The organism is Paraburkholderia ribeironis, from assembly GCF_900019265.1.
In the GTDB taxonomy this organism is placed as follows: domain Bacteria; phylum Pseudomonadota; class Gammaproteobacteria; order Burkholderiales; family Burkholderiaceae; genus Paraburkholderia; species Paraburkholderia ribeironis.
The window spans coordinates 28,932-51,256 of record NZ_CYGX02000071.1; the positions used below are offsets into that span (position 1 = coordinate 28,932).

The following is a 22,325-nucleotide window of genomic DNA, read 5'->3' on the forward strand; positions in this document are numbered from 1 at the left end:
GTCGTGCGAGACGCTACGCGCCATCAGCGCGAAAGAAGGAACCGATTATCGCCGAAAAGCAGCCGTCCGACCTGCCGCGGTCACACTGTGAGCACGGTCACACTGTGAGCACGGTCACACTGTGCGAACTGCGGGTGTGAAGCGCGTATATGTGAAGCGCTCGTGTAAAGCGTTCGTGTGAAGTGTGCATATGAGGCGTCCATCTGAAGCGCGGCGTGCGTGGCGAGCACCTGAGCCGCACGCCGGACACCGCGCGTCACGCCGCAACGTGACGCGCGTGAAACACGCGAGCTCGCGTTACTGCACGGCGCTCGACAGATGCTTGCGCTTCGCCAGTTCCTGCGCCATCGCGTAGTGCTGCTGGATGGTCGGCAACGCCTTCTTCGCGGCGTCCTTCAACTGCTCGTCGCGGCCCGAAGCGATTTCGGCCTGGAACGCCGACAAGGCTTTCTGTTCGCCGGCGAGCGCGACCTGTTCGATATACGCCTTGTCGAACTCGGCGCCGCGCAGATTGTTGATGCTCGCGAGCACCGCCGCGTCGGGATCGTTCTTCGGCACATCGACACCACGCGGGCTGGCGGCGCGCAGCGCGTCCGAGATCTTCGCATTGTCGCTCGACACGCGTTCGGCAAATGCCTTCACTTCGCGATCGGTGGAGCGCGACGTGGCGATGCGTGCGGCGTCGCGTTGTGTCGCGACGGCCTGAGTGCCGTCCGCGATGAACGCCTGGTCGGCGGCATGCAAACGGACCTCGGCCGCAGCCGGTGCGGCCGGTGCGGTTTGGGCGCTGGCGACGGTGGCGACCGCCAGAAGACCGGTCATGCAGGCGCTGGCGAGGGTGGCGAGAGGCAAGCGGATCATACGTTCTCCTTGAGGTGGAAGCGAAACAACGGCGACACGTGTACGCGTCGAACATCTCCCTGCGCAAACCTTGCAGCCTGCTTGCGAGTTGCTGACGGCATCACACTTTTATCGCTGTCGATTCTAGGAGACGCATAACGGTCCATGTGAAACGGTGCTGTCGCTTCTGTAACCTTAGGTAAGCCTCATATGAATCACTTGACATGGCGGGATTGACGCACTGCTGCGTGCTGGCCCGAGCGCGCGATGAAAACCGCGCGCAATCGCTGAATTTTTCGCGATCGGTGCCGATAACAACAGTGAGCCACGCGCCAGAGGCGAACGAAACATAGGCATGGCGCACCACACGCACCGCAATCCTGGGGAGTTTCGATGGCAGACGAACACCATGCCAATCACGAACGCAGCAATCTGACGAGTTCCAACAAGTTCGAATTGTTGCTGTATCGCCTCGGCTGCGTGCCCGGCAGCGACGCGCACGAACTGTACGGGATCAACGTCTTCAAGGTACGTGAAATCTCGACCATGCCACCGGTCACACCAATCGCCGGTTCATCGCCGTTCGTGATGGGCGCGGTGGATATTCGCGGGCAGATCATTCCCGTGATCGACTTGCCGCGGCTGATGGGTTGCGAGCCGACGCGCGGCCTGAACATCCTGCTGGTCACGGAGTTCGCGCGGTCGACCCAGGCGTTCGCAGTCGAGGAAGTCGACGACATCGTGCGGCTTGAATGGAACCAGGTGCTGTCCGCCGATGGCACGGCGGGCGGCAATCTCGTCACGAGCATTGCGCGCATCGACGGCAATACGGGCGATTCGCGGCTCGCCCAGGTGATCGACGTGGAGCAGGTGTTGCGCGATGTGTTTCCGTCGCAGCACCCGAGCGTCGATCCGACCTCGGTGGGCGAAGCGCTCGGCATTCGCCCTGGCGGAAGATTCTCGCCGCCGACGACTCCGGCTTCGCGCGCAAGCTGATCGAACAGGCGTTGAGCGCCATTGGTGCGGACTACATAATGACCAAAACCGGCGAAGAGGCATGGAACACATTGCAGCAGGTCGCCCGCGAAGCGCAGACGACCGGTGCGCGTGCGAAGGACAGCATTGCGCTGGTGCTGACCGATCTCGAGATGCCAGAGATGGACGGCTTCATGTTGACGCGTCAGATCAAGGCAGACGCACGCACCCGCGATATTCCGGTGATCATCCATTCGTCGTTGACGGGCGCCGCGAACGAAGCACATGTGAAGAATGCCGGCGCGAATGGCTATGTGCCGAAGTTCGCGGCCGCCGAACTGGCCGCGGCGATTCGTCATGCGCTCGGGGCCGCGCCTACGGCAGAAGCCACTGTGTGAAATGAAGCGTTGCTGTGACAGCGCGCCGCCAGCAAGGCCGCGCTCGTCCGGTTGAGGCGAGCGCGCCGAAGCTTACAGATGGCGCGAGCGCATCGGTGTGAGCCCCAACGCGCTGGCAATCAGGCACTTGGCGCCAGTTCCTCTTCGCGCTCCAGCGAGCGGGTACGTCGCAGTTCGGGAAAAAGCTTCATCCACAGCAACGCGACCGTGATCGTCGCGACGCCGCCCACCAGCACGGCGGGCCGCGCGCCCCACCACCCCGCCGTGACGCCGGATTCGAATTCGCCCAATTGATTCGATGTGCCAATGAAAAGCGAATTGACGGCGCTGACGCGTCCCAGCATTTCATCGGGCGTGCGCAATTGCACGAGCGACAGCCGCACCACGACGCTGATGGTGTCCGATGCGCCGAGCACCATCAACGCAAGCAGCGACACAAGGAATTGATGCGATAGCCCGAACACCACGGTGGCAACGCCAAACGCGATCACGCCACCGAACATCGCCGCGCCAGGCCGGTTGCGCAACGGGAAATGCGCGAGCCAGATGGTGCCCGCGAGCGCGCCGATGGCGGTGCCCGAGCGTAACAGACCAAGACCGAGCGGCCCCGCGTGCAGCACGTCGCGCGCAAAGATCGGCAATAGCGCGGTCGCGCCCCCGAACAGCACCGCGAACAGATCGAGCGACAACGCGCCGAGGATCACCGGTTCTTTGCGGATGAATGCGATACCCGAGAAGATCGACTCGAGCGTCACGGGCGCGCGACTCGCCGGCCGGGTCTGTAGCGGAATGCTCCACACCGAGGCGGCCGCCGCCGCGAACGACAGCGTGCAGGCGAGGTAGGCCGCACCCGGACCGATGCCGTACAGCAGACCACCCAACGCGGGACCGGCGATCTGCGCGGTCTGATTCGCAGAAGTGGCCCAGGCCGTCGCTTTGGGCAGATAGCCGCGCGGCACGACGGCGGGCAACAGGGAGGCGACCGCGGGCGACTCGAACGCGCGTGCCGCGCCGACGCATGCGGCCAGCACATAGATCACCGGCGCGCTGATCCAGCCACCGAACGTGCCGAAAGCGAATAGCAACGCAGCGACGCTTTCGAGGCTCTGGCAGATGGCCGCGATGCGGCGGCGATCGTAACGGTCGGCGACATGGCCCACCACGAGGGTCAGCATAAACATCGGCAGGAATTGCGCGAGGCCGACGAGCCCGAGTGCGAAGGCGCTATGCGTGAGCGCATAGACGTGCCAGCCCATTGCCACGGCGAGCATCTGGAATGACAGCGACGAAAGGATGCGGGTGCACCAGAAGCGTTGGAATGGGGGGTGCCTGGGCAGGCTGAAGTTCGCGGAGTCTGCGGGATCGGCGGGATCGGCGGGAACTGGTGGCATCGGTGTGTTGCTCTTTGTCTGGCGCATGGCGGGCTTGGGCGGCGCTAGTTTAGAGCAAGATGGACGGGTCTGCTGCCGGGCGGGGTGAGACCGCTGCCCGTTCACTGCTGCTCCAGTCCGGTTTCGCCGCGCGACTTCAAGCGCGCTTCGGTTTCGTCGTTCGTCCCGCTCACAAACCGCTTGCACATTGCGCCGACCATACCGTGGCAAAATCAATATCTGCGGCGTTAGTCTGGGAGAGCGACCATGGACGACAAAACGCACGGCGAGCGCCACACAAATCGGGCCAGCCGGTCGGACGGCAAGCCGGACATTCCTGGCCAGATCGTTCTGGTTTTTCAGGGAGGCGGTGCGCTTGGCGCGTACCAGGCAGGGGTGTATCAGGCACTCCACGACGCCCAGGTCGAACCTCACTGGGTGATCGGCACGTCGATCGGCGCGGTCAATGGTGCGATCATCGCAGGCAATATGCCCGAGAACCGAATGGCGCGATTGACGCAGTTCTGGGACGGTGTGGCGTGTCATGGCGTCGCCGCGACAAGCTGGCTACCGGGACTCGAGAACTGGCTGCGCGATCTCGCGACTGTCACTCATGGCGTGCCATCGTTCTTCACTCCTCAGTTGGCATGCTGGGCTGGCATTCACGCGCACGTTCGTCCCGATCAGGCAGCGTTCTATTCGACGGGACCGCTGCGTGAAACCTTGTCGTCGCTAGTCGACTTTGATTTCCTGAATCAGAAAGCAACCCGACTGACCGTCGGCACAGTCAATGTCCAAAGCGGACGTATGCGCTATTTCAGCAATCGCGATGCGCCAATGGACGTCGAGCACGTGATGGCATCCGCCGCTTTTCCGCCCGGCTTTCCATCAGTGCAACTGGAAGGCGAATCGTACTGGGACGGTGGCATCTACTCGAATACGCCGCTCGAAGCTGTGCTCGACGACCGGCCGCGGCGGGACTCGGTCATTTTCTCGGTGCAGTTGTGGCCTTCGCGCGGCCCGCAACCCGAATCAATCCTGCAGGTGATGAGCCGGCAACGCGACATCCAGTATTCGAGTCGCGCGGAAAGCCATCTCGATCGACAGAAACAGATTCACCGCCTTCGTCATGTGATTCGGGAGCTCGAGCAGTACATCCCCGAGGAGAGACGCAGTGCTCCGGAGGTCCGGGAGCTTCTCGCCTGGGGCTGTGGCACGACGATGCAGGTTCTGGAACTCGACGCGCCGGCGTTCGACAACGACGACCTGAACAGGGATATCGATTTTTCGTCGAGCAGCATCAGGCGCCGCTGGCTCGCAGGTCATGAAGACACAGCCCGCCTGTTGAAGCTGGCACCCTGGCGCGCCACACTGGACCCCATGGAAGGCATCTCGGTGTTTCGAATGGCCGGCGCGGAAGGCCAAAAAGGCCAAAAATAACGGTGGTTGTCGTTGCACTGGAGGCGTCGTGAGCACATTCACAGAGGGGGAACGGGAATGCATCGTTCGCCCCATGAAGGCCGAAGAAGTCGCACTGGCGATCGAGTGGGCGGAACAGGAAGGCTGGAATCCCGGTCGCCACGACGCGCCCTGCTTTTGCGCCGCCGACCCCGGCGGATTTTTCGTTGGCGAGTTGCATGGTGAGCCCATCGGCTCGATTTCCGCTGTTGCTTATGACGAGCATTTCGGCTTCGTCGGCCTGTACATCGTCAAACCGGCTTTTCGCGGCAGAGGAATTGGGCTTCGGATCTGGCGACACGCAATCGCCTATCTGGGCGAGCGCAACATCGGCCTTGACGGGGTCGTCGCGCAACAGGCGAACTATGGAAAGTCCGGATTTCAGTTGGCACACCGGAACATCCGCTTTCAAGGCATCGCGCACGGTACAGAGAGCGCGAGAATATCCAATCTCTGCGACGTGCCCTTCGAACAATTGTCCATCTACGACCGGCAACGGTTTCCCGCACCCCGATCAGGCTTTCTGCGTGCATGGATTGCCCAGCCCGATGTCGTCGCGCTGGCAGCGATGCGCGAGGGCCGCATGCGTGGCTATGGTGTACTGCGCAAATGCCGCCACGGCCGCAAGGTCGGCCCGCTCTTTGCCGACGACGAATGGACTGGCGAAGAGCTCTTCAGCGCACTGATTTCCAGGTGCCCGGGTGAGATGGTCTCGATCGATGTGCCGCAGAGCAACGCTGCGGCCATCGCTCTCGCCGAACGACACGGTATGGCCAGTACCTTCGAAACGGCAAGGATGTACACGAAAGCGCCGCCGGCGATTCCAATGGCGCGAGTGTTCGGGATCACCTCATTCGAACTCGGATGAGGTGAACTTTGCCGCCGCCCGGCACGCGGTGCGCACGGCTGAGGCCGGGGCTGCACTCGAGACTATGGCGTGCGGTTCAGCAGGTCCGCCGCAAACGCTTTCGCATGCGCGATGGCATCCTGCGCGCTAAGGAATACGTCGAGCTGATCCCAACGCTCTTCGACCGCATAAGTCCCCTTCGTGCCGAGCGCTCTTTGCACGCGCAATTGCGCCGCGTACCTGCCGTCTTCCAGAGAACGAGCACTTGCAATCACCTTGTGCGGCAGACCAGATCTCTGCGGCTGGTTCAATTCAACAGGACCGCCAGCAGCGCCGATATCGTTCAACTCGTTCCTCGCCTTGCAGTCCGGGCAGTAAAAACACCAGGCTTCGTTCTCGCGAACGGATCTCACCTGCCCGCGGGCCAGCACGGCGCGACATTCAACGTTTTCGCAGATGAACGGCATAGCAGTCTCCGGAGTTGTTTGCGGGAAATCCTAGCATGACCATCGCCGGCAAACCATTGGCATTATTGCCGTGCCTGTTTTACGCGCTGGGGCGCCTGCATGAAACGCCGTGCGTCATCCAGGCAGTCGACGCCGGACAAAGAACCACACATAGGTATGTCATCAAACCGGCAGCAGGTCAGAGCAGACGGGCATGGCTGGATTCTGCTTCGCAGTGCCAACCAAAATGCTCTTCAGTATCCGGTTGATTAACCCTTCGTGAAGGAACATTGCATGCCGTTGCGCAGACGATTGGTCGGAGCGAAGCCCCATCGCTCCTGGAAGAACCTTCGCGTGTTTATAACGCCTTCAAACCCGACCTGAGAAGAAAGAATAGTCCATCGAACTGGGTGACCAGTTCAAAAGACAAAAGAAACGCCAGCATATAGGCGAGCCCTTGATTACCGTTCATCCATCGCAGGATCGGTCCAGCCAGACGTGTCCTGACAAAATCGCGCGTCGCAATACACGTGATCGCTACGCCGATGACCGCTCCCCCGAGAACATCGGTCGGATAGTGCAAACCAAGGTACACCCGCGGCAAGCATATGAAGACGCCCGCGTACAACAGCGCGAGCACGCCGACACGTCGAGAGACGAGAAAGATGCCCGTCGCAATCGACATCCATAGCATCGCATGATCACTTGGGAAGGAACTCCACGTGCGCAAGACGGCGTCCTGGAGGCCGACTGGGGGAAAGCTCAGGTGCAGCTCCGGGTTGTAGAGTGGCCTTTCCCGAAACGGCAAGTAATAGGCGAGAAGCCTGCCGCTTGCAAGTGATAGAAGAGCGCTCGCGAGCGTCGCGATAATCATCTCACGCTTCCATTCACCACGCGGCCCCGGTTCGAACCACATCCACCACAACACCGGTATCAGGACGAGGCCTTTGAATGTGAACTGACCTGCGATCACCCTGATCGCGTGATTCAGTGCCACTGAGTGCAAAGCGTTATGCGTCAGGAAGATCTGGACTGCTGTATCGAAACTGTTCATTGCTGCCCTGATCTTGCGGTTCTCAACAGTACGCGCCCCCCGGTCAGGACAATGGGTTGCAACCGGTTTGAAGAACGCAGTGTCTTTATTCGGTTAGAGCGGCACGTTCCTCAACAGAACCGGTGCCGCAAGGGACTATCTTCGCCAGCCGTGCCCGTAGCCGCCGAAGCCGATGCCGACATCGACGGAAGGCGCAGCGTAGTACGCTGGCGCATAACCATATCCATAGGCCGGCGCAGGCGCGTAGGCGTACGGCGGAGCGACAATGCAGCCTGACAGGCCAGCCGCAAGCGCAATGACAGATAAGAGTCTGAGCATGTTTTTTCTCCGTGCGCGGATTGTAGATGGCGGGCGCAATCCGATGCGCAACGAAGTGTGTCCGAACGTAACTGGTTGGGCGCAGACATTTGATCTGAGGCGCTTGCCTCCCAGTGGAACCCAATGATGCATGCCAACCTGGGAAATGCACGCACTGGCACTAATATGTATGACGGTGAATAGCAATAAGAGAGGATGCTCCATGAACGCATCGGTTATCTCGGCTCTGGCTGCACTTGTCGGCGCTGCGATTGGCGGCCTGACTTCGGTTCTTGCTTCATGGCTGACCCAACGCACCCAGGTTCGCGCGGAATGGCTGGCGCATGACCGCGTGCGTCGGCAGGAACTCTACAAGGAGTTCATCGAAGAAGCGACGAAGTGCTACGTTGACGCGCTGCAACACGGCGAGCCGGACCTGCACTCGCTCGCCAATCTCTATGCGAAGATCAGCCGCATGCGGGTTCAGTCATCGCGTAAAGTCGCGGATGAAGCCGACCTGATCGGACGCAAGATCGTCGACACTTACCTCGCACCGGACAAGACCTTCGTCGAGCTGCGCCAGATGCTCGCGGACGGCTCGATCGACATCCTCGGCAAGTTTGGCGAAGTGTGCCGCGCGGAATTCGAGTCGCTGCGCGCGCAGCAGTTCTGAAGCCCGCTCACGCCCCGTTCAACGCGGCGTGAGTACGACAGGTGGATCGGCGCGATAGCCGCCGCCGAGCGCCTTCGTCAGCGCGATCTCCTCACCGAGCATCTGACCGTTGAGCGTGAGCAGCGCGAGCTGTTCCGCGATCACCGGCTGACGTGCCTCGAGCGCCGCCACGCGGCTGGCCAACCCTCGCTGATAGTGAGCTTCGACGCTGTCTCGCGCGAACGCAACGAATTCGATCCGCTGCTTCTGCAACTGCGCCTCCGCATCCAGGGCCTGCAGACGGCTGCCCGTCTGCGCCACATCTCGCACCGCGTTCAGAACAGCCTGGTTGTACTGCTCGATCAACAGGTTGCTGCCCTCGCGTGCACCGCTCAGATTCGCGTTCAGCCGGCCGCCGTCGAAGATCGGCAGAGTCAGGCCCGGGATCAGGTTGATCTGCTGGCTCGCATGCGTGAACAGGTCGGCAAGGTGCAACGCGTTGAAGCCGAAGAAAGCCTTGATGTCGAAGCTTGGATAGAACGCCGCCTTGGCCGCGTCGATCCGGTGGAACGATGCCTCGACATACCAGCGCATGGCCTGCAGATCGGGCCGCCGGGCAAGCAGTTCATAAGAGAGCGTCGCCGGCAGGGCCGCCTGCGAGCGCGGCAGCGCAACGGGATTGATGGTGGGCAGGCCATCCGGGCCCGCACCGACCAGCGCGCGCAATGATTCGCGCAACTGCCTGATCTGCGCTTGCGCCGAGACGATCTGCTGTTCGATGCCCAGTTGCTGCGCGCGGGCTTCTTCGAGCCGGGTCCTGGCTTCGAGGCCGCGCGCCGCACGTGCTTCGTGCGCCTGCACTGTGAACACCGCTACCTCGTGCAATTCGTTCAGCAGATCGATGAGCTGATAAGTCGTCTGGATGCCGTAGTAAAGCTGCGCGACATCCGTCGAGATTTCGAGTTCGACAGCGGACGTCTCGGCGAGCCGCGCATTGCTCACGCCGACCGATGCCGCGATCTGCGCGCGCTGCTTGCCCCAGATGTCGACGTCCAGGCTTGCACCCAGTCCGACGATGCCCTCGGTGTACCAGGGGCCTGTGAGCCCCAACGCCGGTACGTTCATCGCGAATGGGCCGAGAAAGCCGTTCGCTGATACATGCTCGCGATTCAGCGACGCCAGCGCGACCACCTGAAGGCTCGATCCCGTCCTGACGAGTTCGACATCCGACCTGGCCTGCGCGACGCGCGTGCGCGCAATCACCATGGTCGGCGCGTCGCTCAGCGCCTGATCGATCAGTGCGTCGAGCTGCGCATCCTGATAGCGCGTCCACCAGCGCGCGGCGGGCCAGCCATCGCGCGCGAGGTGGATGTCATCAGCAAGATTGATCTGCTCGGGCGCGATCTCAGCATAGGGTGTGCCGTTATGATGGATCAGCGCGCAACCCGGCAGCACCGACGACAACCACGCGACGCATAAGAAGCATCGACGCCATTGCCAACCGCGCAAACCCGATCGCGTATTCATGTGCGTATGGCCTGTGATGGCGGCGCCGCGACCGCTGCCTCAACGCGCCAGTCCGGTAGTCCCGCGACCTGTCGCGACAAGTCTTGCGCAGCGGCGAAGAGCAGCTCTTCGGCCGGTTCGACAGCTTGCGCAGCGATCTCAATGCGCCGCGGCGCGTGCGCATCGGGTGGGTTAACCGCAAGCTCATCCGCATACCGGTTGAGTTCGACGCAGGCCTGTTGCTGGGCCGCGCGCACTGCGTCGACAGTGTATGGGCTTGACAATCCCGCTTGCGCCGCGAGCGTGCTGCGCAACGCATCGCCAGCGAGCATGATCTCGCGGCCCTGCGCGAGGACAGTTTGCGCGCGCAGCGTAAGCTCGCCCTGCTCCCCTTCCTGCCATGACGGCTCGAGCGCGACGCGCGACAGCGTCGCTTCGCAATCGGCCAGCACGGCCCACGCCTGCAACTGCCGCTGCGCATCGCTCAACTCGTCCCGTTGGTCGGCGCCCGCCTGGGGAACACACAATTGTGCAGCAATGGCGCGCAGCATCGTGGCGAGTTTCTGCCGTAGCACGTCGCCCTCGCCCTCGCGCCAGAACGACATCTGCACGAAGGTCGCCACGCCGACACCCAGCAGAATGCCGACCATCCGGTCGCGGATTTCAGTGAGATTCGTGGTTGGACTGAACTGATCGAGCAACGCCAGCGAGAAGGTGAACATCAGCTGAACGCCGGCGTAGCTGATGCGCTCCGAACCCGTCGAGATCCACGCCGCGAATGCGACAACGGGCAGCGCCATCAGCAGCAAACCGACGACGTCCTCCAGATGCGGAACGACGAACACGACCATGAACAGCGCCAGCGCACTGCCGACGGCGGCTCCGGCCAGCCGCAGCAACGCACGCTGCGTCGATGCACCGAGGCTCGGCAACGCGACGATCAGGCAGGTCAGCATGATCGTGTGGATGCCCTGCCAGTCCACGGCGTTGTAGAACACATAGCAGACCAGCACGGCAAGCAGCGTCTTCAGCGAAAAGCGCATGTACGCTGGATTGGTCCACGCGTCCGGCGCGACCATGGGTTCGCTCGCGGACGGCTTGCCGGGTTCGGCACCGCTTGCAACCCGATCGGCGAATGCGCGCAGCGCCCGTTGCAATTCGCCTGCGGCGGGAATCATGTCGGCGGCAGCGCGCTCTTCAGGTGTTGCCGTGCTCATGTAACGATACGGCTCGCCTGACATTACCGCCTCGTCGAGCGCGCGGCAGTTTACGCGCAACTCGCGCAACACAGCCAGCTGCTCGGCCGTCGCTGCCGGCCAGCCAGGCGGCAGTTCACTCGCGCCGCGATAAAGGCGCGATACGGTCGCGATGCACGCCAGTTGCAACGCCTGATGCTCGCGATAGTGGGCGTCGCGCATCGTCGTGAATCGCAGCAGCTTTTGCAGCGTCACCGCGTCTTGCTGGACGGCCGCCAGCGTAATCGGCGGAGCATGCGTCGTGCCGTCGATCAGTTGCGTGAGGCGCGTTTGCAACGCCGTCAGTTGCCGATGGATTTCCGCCTTGAGCTGCAATTGCGGCTCGGCAGGCAGCAGCAGCGTGTTGACCACGAGCGTCAGCGCGATCGGATAGTTGACGGCGACCCAGACCCACAACACCGCCCGAATCAGAAGCTCAGCCTGATCGGTCCGGTCCACGAAACTCTGCACGTAGATCACAACGATCGCGACGATGAAGAACACAACGCCGATCCTGAGCACGCGAATCAGGTACACGCTGCCGAAAAACAGCAGGCTCGCGATGACGATGCGCAGCAACGGGTAGTCGAAGGTGAACTTCAGCAGCAGGATTGACAGACCGATGGCGAGTGTCGACCCGACGATGAACATCAGGCCGACCAGCCGCGTAACCACCACGTTCGACTGCGTGACGTAAAACACCACCAGCAGCGACAGCGCGAGTTCGGGCACTTCAAGTGCCATCGACGCGACGATCACGATGGCGCTCGTCAGCACGCAGCGCAACATCACGTTGAGCCGCCCAGGAAATGGCGTAAGCTCGCGCTTCAGGAAATCGCCGGTATGGCGCAGCATAACGGGCATGGTGGGCAGGTAGCCGGCAACAGCCATGCGCGCTCCTCAACGATGCTCGCCGTCGTTGCCGCGTGCGGGGTTCAGCACGGCCACCGCCGACGTCCCGACGCGGAACAGCTCCGGGTTCGGAGCGTCGACGCGAATCTTCACCGGGAAGCGCTGCGACACGTGCACCCAGTTGAGCGTGCGTTGAATGCGAGGCAATCCGCCGGGCAGTGCGAGGCCTCCTTCGTCGGGTGCGACGCCATAGCTGATCGAATCGACGGTGCCCCGGAAACGCTGGCCCGTATCGCTCATCAGGTACACCGTGGCGGGAGTGCCCATACGGACGCCTTTGAGTTCCGTCTCCCGGAAGTTCGCGACCACGTACCATTGGCGCGTATCGATCAACGTGAAGACGGGCTTGAGCGCCGACGCGAACTGTCCCGTCGATGTCTTCAGCGACACGATGCGTCCGTCGAACGGTGCTCGCACGGTCGCATATTCGAGGTTCAATTCGGCAAGCGCAATCTCCGCCATCACGACCGCACGTTGCGCGACCAGCGCATCGACGCCGCTCACCGCCGCGCTCGCCTGCTGCGCCTGCAGCTGCGCGGCGCTGAGTTCGGCCTGCGTCGCGCGTTGTGCGGTGCGAGCGCGGTCGACATCCTCCGCCGACTCATAGCCGTGCGACAGCAGCGGCTCCATGCGGCGCAGCGTATCGGACGCCTGGCTGGCTGCGGCCCGCGCACGCTCGACGGCCGCACGCACCGACTGCGCGTTGTACTGCTGCGCATTGACCGTGCGCTGGGTCAGCTCGATCTGGCGGTCGAGCGCGACGAGAGACGCCTTGCCCCGCGTCAGCGCATCCTGATACGGACGCGGATCGATGCGGAACAGCAGATCGCCCTGCTTCACCGCCTGGTTGTCGCGCACCGCCAGCTCGATGATGCGGCCGTTGACCTCGGGCACGACGTCGATCGTATCGGCGTACACATAGGCATCATCGGTGCGCGGCGAACGGTCCAGCTGGCGGATGACGAATAGCAGCAGCAACAGCGTCGCCACAACCAGGATGATGGCTGGCCATTTGCTCTTCGATGTCTTGCTGGGAGTCGTCGCCATCGCATTCACCCTGAAGGAGATTCAATGCTGGAAGAGTAGCAACCAGACAGCGAGTGAAATGAAAGTGACAAGCGTGGGAAACACCACGGCTGACGGTCCCAGCAGGTGATCGTATTGCAAACGTCTGAGAATCAGATAAATGACGACCGTGAGCGCAACGCCCGCGACGATACAGAACAGCCAGTCCGGAAAGTACGCGCCGAGCACGCTGATTGACGGCGAACCTGAGCAGCCCGATATGAAAACAGCCGTCAACACGGTAATGCCGGTCGCACACTTCGGACATTTGCCCCTGAGGAGTGGCATGTGTCGCTCCAAAGTCGTCTGTGTCGTTGTGATCGATGTCACGCTTTGCAGCTTCGCCGAGGCATTCTGCCTCAATTTTCGGGGCGATGGAAAGGACGCGCCAATTCGGCTAGTGTTCCGTTCCGTTTTTGACTAGTCTATGTGCGCGTAACATGGTGACGTCAACGGAACGGGCGATGTCAGCATGCCCATGGGCAGACCGAAGGCGGAACTCATGCTGAGCGAAGATGAGCGCTCGCAACTAGCTGCGATAGCGCGTTCGATTTCGGCCACGCTGGTCACGCGTGCGCGCATCGTGCTGGCGGCGGCTGACGGGGAGCCCAACAGCGCGCTCGCGCAGCGGCTGCAACTCACGCGTGCCACGGACTTGAAACAGTGGCCGAGGCAGTGGGGCACACCGGAGCGGCATCAAGACAGGGCCTGCAACGTCGGAAACGGGTGCTTTTGTTTCCACTGACGAAACGCTTGCCGTGTCCGAATACGTGATCGGCCGACTCAACGATTTCGCGCTCTCGCATGAGCGGCATCCTTCGAAGCGACAGAAACTGGGCCGCGTGCTCCCGAACGCGTCGGGCTCTTGTCGGCCCACAGAGGACATTCAGCTTTCTCGACAGCGGACGCTCGCCGACGAACAGTCATTTATCACCTTCAAGTTGAAACGATCCCTCCATGACGCTGACGCATTTCCCTCCGACGCGAATCCTTGTACGTCCGCCATACGAGTCGACTCTTGCAAAGAGGATACTGGGGCGACCCATGTCAACTCCTTGGGCAACGCATAGCGACAGTTCCGGCAAACCCCGCACGTGCGCAATGAGCGCTGCAATCGCTGCAGTGGCGCTGCCTGTGGCGGGGTCTTCCGTCATGCGTGGCGTGAACATGCGCGCCTCAAGATCACAGGCATTTCCGGCCCTGATGCGGTCGATATCGCGCGTATAGGCGTAGATGGACACGGCGCCGTCAATGGGAAGCAGGCCTTTAAACGCCACGAGATCAGGTACGCATCGTCTTAGAGCATCGCGTGAAGCAAGTTCGACGACAAGAAACGGCAGGCCAACGGAGGCGACTTGAGGCGCGTGTGCGTCAATCCGGACATCGTCGGCGCTGAGTGAGAGACAAGCCGCTACCCGGTTTGCGCAGACCTGCGATAGTTGCGCCAACGGTTCTGGTGCAATAAGTTCTGCACCGACTACGGTCTCTCCCTCTTTCAACTGATTGACCGGAACCAGGCCGGCGAGCTCCTCGAAAACAAGCAAGTCCGGCAAGCGCTTCTGACAGGCTTCCGCCTTCGCGGCGAGCGCGAAGGCAGTGCCGATATTCGGATGTCCGGCGAAGGGTATCTCGCGGCTTGGCGTAAATATTCTCACCCAGGCAGTATTCGCGGCATCGCGCGGAGGCAACACAAATGTCGTTTCGCTATACGCGAACTCGCTGGCGATTGCCTGCATCTGGCTGGTAGATAGACCGGCAGCGTCAAGCACAATTGCAACCGGATTACCTTTAAATTTCTCGTCTGTGAACACATCGGCGGTGACATAGCGGCGATTCACGGCGTTCCTCGGCTTGGTCAATTGTTTTCGGCGATCAGCACTATTATCGCTATGCGCCGTCAATAAGACAGGCACAGTTCTGTCGCGATAGACCGGGCCAGCGCCTCGATGACCATTCACCAGTCTCAGCAAAGAGTAAACGTGTCAGCAACTTGAATGATCAACTACTGCGCGCAAGAACCCGGTTCATTTTGTCGACGATGTTGTTCAATCGGGTGATCGTCCGCAAGTGGCCGACCACTGCCCGATGCGCTCAGCAAGAGCCACCGCCGAGCCGCCGCATGGACTGGACAAAAAGAGATGTCTACTCGACTTTTCAAATATCCTGAAGCGAGGTCGCACGGCGAAGTGACATGCTGGATGTCATTCCGCACATGCCGCCACGAATGCATTGACGAGTGGTGCTGGCTTTTCCCTGAGCGCCGCACGCTCGGGTTGAAAGAGCGTCGCAACGAAGAACGGATGATCATCCATTTCGACAACTCGTACGTCACCTGCTTCATCATCGCCGGCAACGCGTAGCGGACCTGAGACAAGCGAGGTTCTGAAATCGGGGTTAAGCCCATAGCGGCAACGATAGCCCTCCGCCGTTTCCATGACTCCATACGCAGCCGCAACGTGGGTCCCGGGGAAGAGTCGAACCAGAGCTACGGTTTCAACCAGCGCGCATTCAAGCGGCGAAATGACTGCGCGTGTGGCGCCGGGCGCCGTTTCAGCGTGCTCTGCATCGGCCCAGCCAAGCACGTTGCGGGCATACTCAATGATGACATGCTGGAATCCTCCGCATGTACCAAGGAACGGAATTGCCGCTTCACGGGCGTGCCGGATGGCCAGCAGCGCGCCTTCCATGCTCTGGTACGGACTCGCGGGGACGCACCAGATTCCATCAAACGAAGAGATCCGGGAAACCGATGTGATTTCCACGGTAGGAACCCATTCAGGTTCGACCTCGATCTGCTTCGCGTCTGCCGCTCGCTTTAATGCAAGCGGAATAGCCTGGTGCGCCGGCACCGACTGGTTATAGTCGCCAACCAGACCGACGGTAATTTTCTTTCGCATCGTCGTTGCTCTCACTGAAACGTCCAGCAGCGTTTGCTGGGACTGATGGCCATGATTGTCACCGATCTGATTGATGGCGTCGAACGGTGGGGCATGGCCGACTGTGCGCGTTCAGCCCCATTCACCGTAAGCCGCCGGTCGAAAACATTCGCCCTGCGCTGGCGGCAGCTTTGTGGCGGCATTGCTCAGAAGGTCCAACCAACCGGCCAGCTTCGGACGTCCGACGTCGCCGTGTAGATCGTCCCCCATCGACGAGCAAGAACTCGAGACTCCTCCTGACAATTATTGACCGTTACCGCACTCGATCCGGGAGTAGGATTTGATCCGCGAGAAACGGCCATCGCACATCAAGGGGCGGAAGACCGCGCAGCGGCGCCAAGGGATCTCCAGGAAGCCATCGTTTATTGGACCAGCGGAGAATGGCGAAAGAACTCAAAAATCGACGCGCGAGCATCGCTGTACGACATACCGCAACAACCAACAACCGACGGCAATCAGTGAAATGAATACGCATCCAACAGACATTTATTGGCGCGGCGCTCGCTGGTGCAATTGTCACGGGAGTTGTGGTTGTGATTTTCAGGTATTTCGGCATCCGTCAGGGCACTATGGCAACGTGGTGGCGCAGGCTGTAGCGCCAATCGTGGTTGCTGCCGCCATCCTTCTCACGGGGCCACTTCTATTCAGAACGGTCCTTCGCTCACGGCGAGATCAGTTACTGCTCGATGAAGATCTGAATGCGCTCTCGATGCGCCGGACGCCCGGCTTGATCGGTGGCTTCCTCATCGGAATAACTTTCTGTGCTGAGATCCTATGAATACCCCGTCAGAGGGAACAATAACGCACTCGGCCGCCCTGGATCGCGCATTCAACGCTGCGAATCAGTACCAGGCTGCGCTTTCCGCATATTCCAGCGGACGATACACGGAAGCAATGGCGATGCTTGACCTATTGCTCCAGTCGCAACCGTTCGACGCAGACAGCCACCACCTGCGGGGACTTATCGCATTCGCGTTGAAGCAGAACCAGGAGGCACTGCACTGGATTCGTTCGGCAGTAGCGATTCAACCGTGCGCGGCAACGTTCAATACCCTTTGCGTTGTGCACACTGCCTGTCGTGATTACGAAAGCGCGATATACAGTGCCCAGCAAGGCCTTACGTTGCAAGCTGATTCTGCAGTCCTTCACTACAATATGGGATTGGCTATGCAACTGCTGGGCCGTCTCGGGGAAGCCGCAACATGCTATCGATCAGCAATCAGGTTTGCGCCTGAGCATTGCGCAGCGCACAACAACCTTGGCATCGTTTTGAAGACGTTTGATCAACTGAACGAGGCCGAACATCACTTCCGTCACGCGGTTTCGGCAAATCCAGACAATTGCGAGGCGCGCAGCAACCTTGGTCACGTCCTGTTAAAAATGGGGCACTTCACCGAAGCATGGCCGTATTTCTAGTCTGGGCAGGGGATCCGCGTCCTGGTCAAGCTGGCGCGAATGTCATCGACAGCCGCCGTTCCCTCAGGGCTTCAGCCTACCTGCCGCTGCTGCGCGTGCCGGGTATCATATTTGTGAGTCTGCAGATGGGCGATACGTCGCGCCCGGAGATCAACGAGCTTCCGCCAGAACTGCAGCCACTTGACCTGATGGGGCAGGTGCAAGACTTCGCGGACACCGCAGCGATCATCGAGTGCCTGGACCTTGTGATCACGGTGGATACGTCCGTTGCGCATCTGGCGGGGGCGCTCGGCAAACCAGTGTGGATTCTGTCGAGATTTGACGGCTGCTGGCGCTGGTTGCACAACCGGGACGACTCACCGTGGTACCCAACTGCTCGCCTGTTCAGGCAAACGCAGCCAGGCGATTGGGATGACGTCATAGGGCGCGTCACTCGGGCATTGCAGTTGGAGAATGAGGCGGGTGCGCCGCGTTCTTGACGTGAAAAACCCAGCGTTCGTACAAGATCCTGCGTCCCCGGGGGACGAGATAATAGTGGCGGGAAAAAACGATGACTGAAGTTCGGTACGCCATCTACTGAATGTCCGTTTCGGCGACTACGGAAATTCGCTCCGGACATGCGCATGAAAAAAAGCCAACCCTTGCGAGGTCGGCTCCGCCGTCTTTCCGGCTGTCATGCTGCTGCGAGAAGGTGCACCGTATTTCCGCCAGGGTTAGAGACGGAGTCGGCCGGCGCTTAAGAGTGGCAGCGCGTCTCCCAGTGATGGTGGACCCGGACCTTGTGACATACGCGGTGATGATCATAGGCGAAGGCCGGCGCAATCGAGCCGAGCATGACGGCTGCTGCAACAAGGGCGAGGATAGCTTGCTTCATGACGTTCCTTTTTGTTCAGGGTGGACGGATGTCAACAGGGGCGGACGCCTTTCCTTGCATGGGCTTGGCATTCCCAATCCAGGAAAGAAGCCTGAGAAACATTACGTCTGACTGGGCGCCTGAACGATTAACAATCGTAAAATACCGGTAGAACGATTCTTCAGGATTGCAAAGCCTGTCATCTTGACCCGGTCATTGGACTGTCGTGCCAGGAATTGACCGTCGGGAATGGACGAAATAACGATTCTTGATTTTTCCTCTGCCCAGATTCGATACGATCTGCGTTCCCCAACCACGTTCCGGATCACTCTATGAGAGCAGCAAAACTTTCGGCCATTGCATTGGCTATTCCTCTATTTGCACTAGCCGGTTCGGCTTCCGCGGCTGGCTGCATCAAGGGCGCGGTCGCCGGCGGTGTTGCCGGTCACTATGCCGGCCACCATGCTGTTATCGGCGCCGTCGGCGGCTGCGTCGTGGGTCATCACCTCGCGAAGAAACACGCTCAGGAGCAAGCGGCCGCAAAGGCGCAGGCAGCTCAGCTACAAGCGCAGCCGGGCAATGTCCAGTAAGCAGGCATCTCAGGTTGCCTTGATGATGTGACAAGGGGCCGCGAGGTCCCTTGCCTTTGCGGCACCGTGCACACATTCGGCTCGTTCGATCGCGCTCGCCAAGCGAGGATTCGAAGAAATCCAGGCCATGAAGAATGACTCCGAGATCGGCCTGCATTGCCCGGACCGGCGCGTCGTGAATGCAGTCGGTTTGATGAGGCAACGAACGTTTGAGCCCGGTTCAATTGCGAGCATCGCGCAAGCGATCGGAACGACTGAACGAGAACTCACCCGACTTTTCCGGAAGCATCTGCGCGTGGCGCCCCTACAGTATTGGAGGGGCATGCGCCTGAATACCGCAAAATGGATGGTGGTCAACAGCGATCGGTCCATTACTCAGATCGCCTACGAGTGCGGCTTCACCGACAGTTCACATCTCATACATTGGTTCAAACGCGAATACAACGTCACCCCGTCCAAGCTGAGACGACTTCAGTCCGACTTCGGCGTGCATTAGCCGTCAATAATCGATCTCACATCGGACTACAATCATTCAACTGGTCTGAACCCGTTTCATCCGGACTCGCATCGCACAGTTCATGGAGCGGCTATGCACGGACTACCACCGGGCTGCGTTGACAGGTCGTTCAGCCACGCTCCCCGCAGTTCGGCAGTGCGCATTTGATCCGGTCGCAGCAAGCCATGTGCGACGGGCCCGCACAGGAGGGACTATGTGGTCGGCAGTGAAGTCCGGGGGGCGCCTGAGACGTTATGCCATCACGGCGATAGCCGTCATCGCCAGCCTGATCGTCATCGGACGCATCACCGGCATCCTGGTCGACTGGCTGTGGTTCTCTTCGGTCGGCTATGACCGCGTGTTCTGGACAATCCTTTCCGCGAGGGCGCTGCTGTTTGCCGTCGTGTTCGCCGTCTCGACGGGCGCGATCTGGCTATCGGGGATTCTGGCGCATCGTTACGCGTGGGGCGTCGATATCTCGCGAGCGGAAGCAGCCAGTCCGTCGGGTACGAGGGAAGTCACCGGCGATCTGGCCGACCTGTTCGCGCCGCGCGTTCCCTGGCGCTCCAGTATCGCTTGCGCCGCAGTCGTCTTTGGGCTGCTTATCGCCACCAGTGAAATCTCGAACTGGGACATTGCACTTCGCTTCGTTTATCAGGTGCCTGATGGCGGGCGCGATCCGATCTTTGGCAGGGACATCAGCTTTTATCTCTTCTCGCTGCCCGCGTATGTCGCGCTCAAGAACTGGCTGCTGTGGCTGGTCTTCTGCAGCGCGATCGTGGCGGGTGCGGTCTACGGGTTGCGCGGCGACATCGCGCCACAGTGGCCAGCACAGAAGCTCTCGCCCGCAGCGATCACTCATGGTTCGGCACTGCTCGGTTTGTTCCTTGTGGTGAAGGCCTGGTCCTGGTGGCTCGACCGCTTTCTGCTGCTCTATGGCGACAACGGTGTCGTGGTCGGCGCCAGCTATACCGATGTCCACGTCAAGTTGCCGGTCCTGTGGATGCTTGTCGGCCTTGCCGCGGCCTCATCCGTGGCCCTTGTGGTCAACCTGCGCCGGCGCAGCTATCTGCTGCCTGCAGCTCTCGCGCTGCTCGTGTTCGGCAGTTCGTTCGTGTGCGCCGTGATCTATCCACCGCTGTTCCAGCGCTTCTATGTCAAACCGAGCGAGCTGAGACTGGAAACACCCTATATCGAGCACAATATCGCGCTGACCCGACACGCTTATGGTCTCGCACAGATTGCGGTCAAGCCGTTCGAGGCCGAGCAGGCACTGACTCTCGACTCGCTGCAGGCCAATCGGGCGACCATCGACAACATCCGGCTATGGGATGTGCAACCGCTGATGGATACCTACGCGCAGTTGCAGGAGATCAGGACATACTACAAATTTCGCTCGGTGGACATCGACCGCTACCAGCTCGACACCGGATACAGGCAAGTGATGCTGTCGGCGCGCGAACTGGAACCGGCGATGCTTGCGTCCAGCGCTCAAACCTGGGTGAACCTGCATCTTATCTTCACTCACGGCAATGGCGTTGTGATGTCGCCGGTCACCGAGAAATCCACCGAGGGTCTACCCTCTTTCTATCTGCGAAATATTCCGCCAGTCGCCAGCGGCGGCCCGGCCATTCACGAACCGCGTCTCTATTTCGGCGAAAACCAGCAGGACTACATCATCGTGAAGGGCAGCGTAGCGGAATTCGACTTTCCCAAAGGCGCGGACAATGCCTACACGACATACAGCGGGCACGACGGCGTCGCCATCGGCAGTGTGGCGCGACGCAGTCTCTTCGCCTGGCAGCTCGACGATGCCAATATTCTGCTGAGCGACTACATCACACACGAGAGCCGGATCCTGCTGCACCGTGACATTCAGGACCGCGTGCGTACGATCGCGCCGTTCCTGAGCCTCGACCACGACCCCTATGTCGTCGCGGCCAATGGGCGCCTGTTCTGGATGCAGGACGCCTACACCATCAGCCAGTGGTTTCCTTACTCCCGGCCGGGTTTCGGCGACAGCGCCAATTACATCCGCAACGCGGTCAAGGTCGTGGTCGACGCTTACAACGGCACGGTCGATTTCTACGTCAGCGATCCCGCCGATCCGATCCTGCGAACTTACGAGCGCATCTTCCCGGGTGTGTTCAAGCCTTTGGACACGATGCCACCGCAGCTTCGGCAGCATGTCCGCTACCCTGAAGATCTGTTTCTGATCCAGGCGCAACTCTACCGCGCCTATCATATGGACGCGCCGGAGGTCTTCTACAACCGCGAGGACCTGTGGCAGTTTCCTCGTGAACTGGTCGGTATGGATGGAGGGAGCGCCGCCAGCACGATGCCGCCGTACTACACGATCATGCGACTCCCAGGCGACGCACGCGCCGAGTTCATCCTCATGTTGCCGATGGTGCCGAGCCAGCGGGAGAACATGATTGCCTGGCTGGCGGCGCGTTGCGATCCGTCCGGGTACGGCAAGCTCATCGTCTACACGTTTCCCAAGGACAGGCTGGTCTATGGGCCGTTCCAGATCGAAGCGCGCATTCAGCAGAATACCGAGATCTCGCAGCAGATCTCGCTGTGGAACCAGATGGGCTCGCGCGTCATTCGCGGTCATCTCGTGGTTGTGCCGATCGAGAACTCGATCCTCTACGTCTCTCCGCTCTATTTGCGCGCAGCGTCCGGTCAATTGCCGGAGTTAAAGCGGGTGATCGCCGCCTATGGTGAACATGTGGTGATGGAAGACAGCCTGGGCGAAGCCCTGGCGGCGCTTTTCAAGGAGAGCGCGCGAGCGGCATCGCCAGCCCGAGGCACCGAGGATGCCCGCGCCCGCGAGGCACTTGCCCACTACGACCGCGCGATCGAGCGACTGAAGGCGGGAGACTGGACTGGCTTCGGCGCGGAACTGGATGCCCTGCGGCGGTTGCTGGAGGCACTCGGTGCCGGCCGTTCCGACAACCAGAAGTGACCTCGGGTACA

Annotated in this window: 22 protein-coding genes and 2 pseudogenes; 12 read left to right on the plus strand and 12 right to left on the minus strand. The window is 60.9% G+C overall.

Going from position 1 to position 22,325, the window contains the following annotated elements:
- Positions 1 to 297: 297 nt before the first annotated feature.
- Positions 298 to 861: a DUF4142 domain-containing protein gene (locus BN2475_RS27480; RefSeq protein WP_094782604.1), complete on the minus strand. Its 564-nt coding sequence runs from the start codon at positions 859 to 861 to the stop codon at positions 298 to 300.
- Positions 862 to 1,233: 372 nt separating this feature from the next.
- On the opposite strand from BN2475_RS27480, the pseudogene BN2475_RS27485 reads away from it, so the two are divergent.
- Positions 1,234 to 2,213: pseudogene (locus BN2475_RS27485) on the plus strand (chemotaxis protein).
- Positions 2,214 to 2,332: 119 nt separating this feature from the next.
- Here the strand turns inward: BN2475_RS27485 and BN2475_RS27490 are convergent.
- Entirely contained in the window at positions 2,333 to 3,604 is a 1,272-nt protein-coding gene (locus BN2475_RS27490; protein ID WP_094782660.1) for an MFS transporter, read from the minus strand.
- Positions 3,605 to 3,850: 246 nt separating this feature from the next.
- Between BN2475_RS27490 and BN2475_RS27495 the strand changes: the two genes are divergently transcribed.
- Both BN2475_RS27495 and BN2475_RS27500 read left to right on the plus strand, forming a co-directional pair.
- Complete coding sequence (locus BN2475_RS27495) at positions 3,851 to 5,023, plus strand: patatin-like phospholipase family protein (RefSeq protein WP_094782605.1); 1,173 nt, start codon at positions 3,851 to 3,853, stop codon at positions 5,021 to 5,023.
- A 73-nt stretch (positions 5,024 to 5,096) separates the two neighbouring features.
- The gene (locus BN2475_RS27500; protein ID WP_094782606.1) at positions 5,097 to 5,909 is read left to right on the plus strand and encodes a GNAT family N-acetyltransferase; all 813 of its coding nucleotides are present in this window, start codon (positions 5,097 to 5,099) and stop codon (positions 5,907 to 5,909) included.
- A 62-nt stretch (positions 5,910 to 5,971) separates the two neighbouring features.
- Here the strand turns inward: BN2475_RS27500 and BN2475_RS27505 are convergent, their stop codons facing one another.
- The 3 genes from BN2475_RS27505 to BN2475_RS27515 form a co-directional block, all read right to left on the minus strand.
- Positions 5,972 to 6,355, minus strand: a complete 384-nt coding sequence (locus tag BN2475_RS27505) for a hypothetical protein (protein WP_094782607.1) — start codon at positions 6,353 to 6,355, stop codon at positions 5,972 to 5,974.
- Between the two features lie 337 nt (positions 6,356 to 6,692).
- On the minus strand, positions 6,693 to 7,388 hold the full coding sequence (locus BN2475_RS27510; RefSeq protein WP_094782608.1) for a phosphatase PAP2 family protein: 696 nt from the start codon (positions 7,386 to 7,388) through the stop codon (positions 6,693 to 6,695).
- 135 nt (positions 7,389 to 7,523) lie between these two features.
- Positions 7,524 to 7,706, minus strand: a complete 183-nt coding sequence (locus BN2475_RS27515; RefSeq protein ID WP_094782609.1) for a hypothetical protein — start codon at positions 7,704 to 7,706, stop codon at positions 7,524 to 7,526.
- A 202-nt stretch (positions 7,707 to 7,908) separates the two neighbouring features.
- Between BN2475_RS27515 and BN2475_RS27520 the strand changes: the two genes are divergently transcribed.
- Positions 7,909 to 8,358, plus strand: coding sequence for a hypothetical protein (locus BN2475_RS27520; protein WP_094782610.1), 450 nt, complete (start codon positions 7,909 to 7,911; stop codon positions 8,356 to 8,358).
- Positions 8,359 to 8,376: 18 nt separating this feature from the next.
- On the opposite strand, the gene BN2475_RS27525 is transcribed toward BN2475_RS27520, so the two are convergent.
- Genes BN2475_RS27525 through BN2475_RS27540 form a run of 4 tightly spaced genes read right to left on the minus strand, consistent with a single transcriptional unit; the run spans position 8,377 to position 13,343 of the window.
- Positions 8,377 to 9,864, minus strand: coding sequence for an MdtP family multidrug efflux transporter outer membrane subunit (locus BN2475_RS27525; RefSeq protein WP_094782611.1), 1,488 nt, complete (start codon positions 9,862 to 9,864; stop codon positions 8,377 to 8,379).
- Positions 9,861 to 11,969: an FUSC family protein gene (locus BN2475_RS27530; RefSeq protein ID WP_094782612.1), complete on the minus strand. Its 2,109-nt coding sequence runs from the start codon at positions 11,967 to 11,969 to the stop codon at positions 9,861 to 9,863. The genes BN2475_RS27525 and BN2475_RS27530 overlap by 4 nt, the downstream gene beginning before the upstream one ends.
- Before the next feature lie 9 nt (positions 11,970 to 11,978).
- Positions 11,979 to 13,037, minus strand: a complete 1,059-nt coding sequence (gene mdtN, locus BN2475_RS27535; protein WP_094782613.1) for a multidrug transporter subunit MdtN — start codon at positions 13,035 to 13,037, stop codon at positions 11,979 to 11,981.
- A gap of 21 nt (positions 13,038 to 13,058) precedes the next feature.
- Complete coding sequence (locus tag BN2475_RS27540) at positions 13,059 to 13,343, minus strand: YtcA family lipoprotein (RefSeq protein WP_094782614.1); 285 nt, start codon at positions 13,341 to 13,343, stop codon at positions 13,059 to 13,061.
- Positions 13,344 to 13,527: 184 nt separating this feature from the next.
- On the opposite strand from BN2475_RS27540, the pseudogene BN2475_RS27545 reads away from it, so the two are divergent.
- Positions 13,528 to 13,707: pseudogene (locus tag BN2475_RS27545) on the plus strand (IS630 family transposase); the annotation flags it as partial.
- A gap of 271 nt (positions 13,708 to 13,978) precedes the next feature.
- Here the strand turns inward: BN2475_RS27545 and BN2475_RS27550 are convergent.
- Together BN2475_RS27550 and BN2475_RS27555 are read right to left on the minus strand one after the other, a co-directional pair.
- Positions 13,979 to 14,893 carry a PhzF family phenazine biosynthesis protein gene (locus tag BN2475_RS27550; RefSeq protein ID WP_094782661.1) on the minus strand — a complete coding sequence of 305 codons (915 nt, stop codon included), beginning with the start codon at positions 14,891 to 14,893 and terminating at the stop codon, positions 13,979 to 13,981.
- A 363-nt stretch (positions 14,894 to 15,256) separates the two neighbouring features.
- Positions 15,257 to 15,952 carry a CTP synthase C-terminal region-related (seleno)protein gene (locus BN2475_RS27555; protein WP_094782615.1) on the minus strand — a complete coding sequence of 232 codons (696 nt, stop codon included), beginning with the start codon at positions 15,950 to 15,952 and terminating at the stop codon, positions 15,257 to 15,259.
- A gap of 51 nt (positions 15,953 to 16,003) precedes the next feature.
- Here BN2475_RS27555 and BN2475_RS27560 point away from each other — a divergent pair, with 51 nt between their 5' ends.
- The 4 genes from BN2475_RS27560 (at position 16,004) to BN2475_RS35850 (ending at position 17,886) form a co-directional block, all read left to right on the plus strand.
- Positions 16,004 to 16,189, plus strand: coding sequence for a hypothetical protein (locus BN2475_RS27560; protein ID WP_143325928.1), 186 nt, complete (start codon positions 16,004 to 16,006; stop codon positions 16,187 to 16,189).
- Positions 16,190 to 16,271: 82 nt separating this feature from the next.
- Positions 16,272 to 16,769 (plus strand): hypothetical protein, encoded by a 498-nt coding sequence (locus BN2475_RS33920; protein WP_143325930.1) that lies wholly within the window; start codon positions 16,272 to 16,274, stop codon positions 16,767 to 16,769.
- Positions 16,766 to 17,407, plus strand: a complete 642-nt coding sequence (locus BN2475_RS35845; RefSeq protein WP_245841628.1) for a tetratricopeptide repeat protein — start codon at positions 16,766 to 16,768, stop codon at positions 17,405 to 17,407. The genes BN2475_RS33920 and BN2475_RS35845 overlap by 4 nt, the downstream gene beginning before the upstream one ends.
- Positions 17,392 to 17,886: a glycosyltransferase family 9 protein gene (locus tag BN2475_RS35850; protein WP_245841630.1), complete on the plus strand. Its 495-nt coding sequence runs from the start codon at positions 17,392 to 17,394 to the stop codon at positions 17,884 to 17,886. Before BN2475_RS35845 ends, BN2475_RS35850 begins: the two co-directional genes overlap by 16 nt.
- 257 nt (positions 17,887 to 18,143) lie before the next feature.
- On the opposite strand, the gene BN2475_RS35100 is transcribed toward BN2475_RS35850, so the two are convergent.
- Positions 18,144 to 18,281, minus strand: coding sequence for a hypothetical protein (locus BN2475_RS35100; RefSeq protein WP_218023728.1), 138 nt, complete (start codon positions 18,279 to 18,281; stop codon positions 18,144 to 18,146).
- Positions 18,282 to 18,592: 311 nt separating this feature from the next.
- On the opposite strand from BN2475_RS35100, the gene BN2475_RS27575 reads away from it, so the two are divergent.
- From BN2475_RS27575 to BN2475_RS27585, 3 genes are all read left to right on the plus strand, one after another.
- Positions 18,593 to 18,850, plus strand: coding sequence for a hypothetical protein (locus tag BN2475_RS27575; protein ID WP_094782618.1), 258 nt, complete (start codon positions 18,593 to 18,595; stop codon positions 18,848 to 18,850).
- A 127-nt stretch (positions 18,851 to 18,977) separates the two neighbouring features.
- A complete protein-coding gene (locus tag BN2475_RS27580) occupies positions 18,978 to 19,346 on the plus strand; it encodes a helix-turn-helix domain-containing protein (protein WP_094782619.1) in 369 nt (122 codons plus the stop codon).
- Positions 19,347 to 19,560: 214 nt separating this feature from the next.
- Positions 19,561 to 22,314 (plus strand): UPF0182 family membrane protein, encoded by a 2,754-nt coding sequence (locus BN2475_RS27585; protein WP_094782620.1) that lies wholly within the window; start codon positions 19,561 to 19,563, stop codon positions 22,312 to 22,314.
- Positions 22,315 to 22,325 lie beyond the last annotated feature (11 nt).

Coding starts and splice junctions, on each gene's coding strand:
- BN2475_RS27480 (WP_094782604.1), bottom strand. CDS start 861: ATGATCCGCTTGCCTCTCGCCACCCTCGCCAGCGCCTGCATGACCGGT.
- BN2475_RS27490 (WP_094782660.1), bottom strand. CDS start 3,604: ATGCCACCAGTTCCCGCCGATCCCGCCGATCCCGCAGACTCCGCGAAC.
- BN2475_RS27495 (WP_094782605.1), top strand. CDS start 3,851: ATGGACGACAAAACGCACGGCGAGCGCCACACAAATCGGGCCAGCCGG.
- BN2475_RS27500 (WP_094782606.1), top strand. CDS start 5,097: ATGAAGGCCGAAGAAGTCGCACTGGCGATCGAGTGGGCGGAACAGGAA.
- BN2475_RS27505 (WP_094782607.1), bottom strand. CDS start 6,355: ATGCCGTTCATCTGCGAAAACGTTGAATGTCGCGCCGTGCTGGCCCGC.
- BN2475_RS27510 (WP_094782608.1), bottom strand. CDS start 7,388: ATGAACAGTTTCGATACAGCAGTCCAGATCTTCCTGACGCATAACGCT.
- BN2475_RS27515 (WP_094782609.1), bottom strand. CDS start 7,706: ATGCTCAGACTCTTATCTGTCATTGCGCTTGCGGCTGGCCTGTCAGGC.
- BN2475_RS27520 (WP_094782610.1), top strand. CDS start 7,909: ATGAACGCATCGGTTATCTCGGCTCTGGCTGCACTTGTCGGCGCTGCG.
- BN2475_RS27525 (WP_094782611.1), bottom strand. CDS start 9,864: ATGAATACGCGATCGGGTTTGCGCGGTTGGCAATGGCGTCGATGCTTC.
- BN2475_RS27530 (WP_094782612.1), bottom strand. CDS start 11,969: ATGGCTGTTGCCGGCTACCTGCCCACCATGCCCGTTATGCTGCGCCAT.
- mdtN (WP_094782613.1), bottom strand. CDS start 13,037: ATGGCGACGACTCCCAGCAAGACATCGAAGAGCAAATGGCCAGCCATC.
- BN2475_RS27540 (WP_094782614.1), bottom strand. CDS start 13,343: ATGCCACTCCTCAGGGGCAAATGTCCGAAGTGTGCGACCGGCATTACC.
- BN2475_RS27555 (WP_094782615.1), bottom strand. CDS start 15,952: ATGCGAAAGAAAATTACCGTCGGTCTGGTTGGCGACTATAACCAGTCG.
- BN2475_RS27560 (WP_143325928.1), top strand. CDS start 16,004: ATGATTGTCACCGATCTGATTGATGGCGTCGAACGGTGGGGCATGGCC.
- BN2475_RS35845 (WP_245841628.1), top strand. CDS start 16,766: ATGAATACCCCGTCAGAGGGAACAATAACGCACTCGGCCGCCCTGGAT.
- BN2475_RS35850 (WP_245841630.1), top strand. CDS start 17,392: ATGGCCGTATTTCTAGTCTGGGCAGGGGATCCGCGTCCTGGTCAAGCT.
- BN2475_RS35100 (WP_218023728.1), bottom strand. CDS start 18,281: ATGAAGCAAGCTATCCTCGCCCTTGTTGCAGCAGCCGTCATGCTCGGC.
- BN2475_RS27575 (WP_094782618.1), top strand. CDS start 18,593: ATGAGAGCAGCAAAACTTTCGGCCATTGCATTGGCTATTCCTCTATTT.
- BN2475_RS27580 (WP_094782619.1), top strand. CDS start 18,978: ATGAAGAATGACTCCGAGATCGGCCTGCATTGCCCGGACCGGCGCGTC.
- BN2475_RS27585 (WP_094782620.1), top strand. CDS start 19,561: ATGTGGTCGGCAGTGAAGTCCGGGGGGCGCCTGAGACGTTATGCCATC.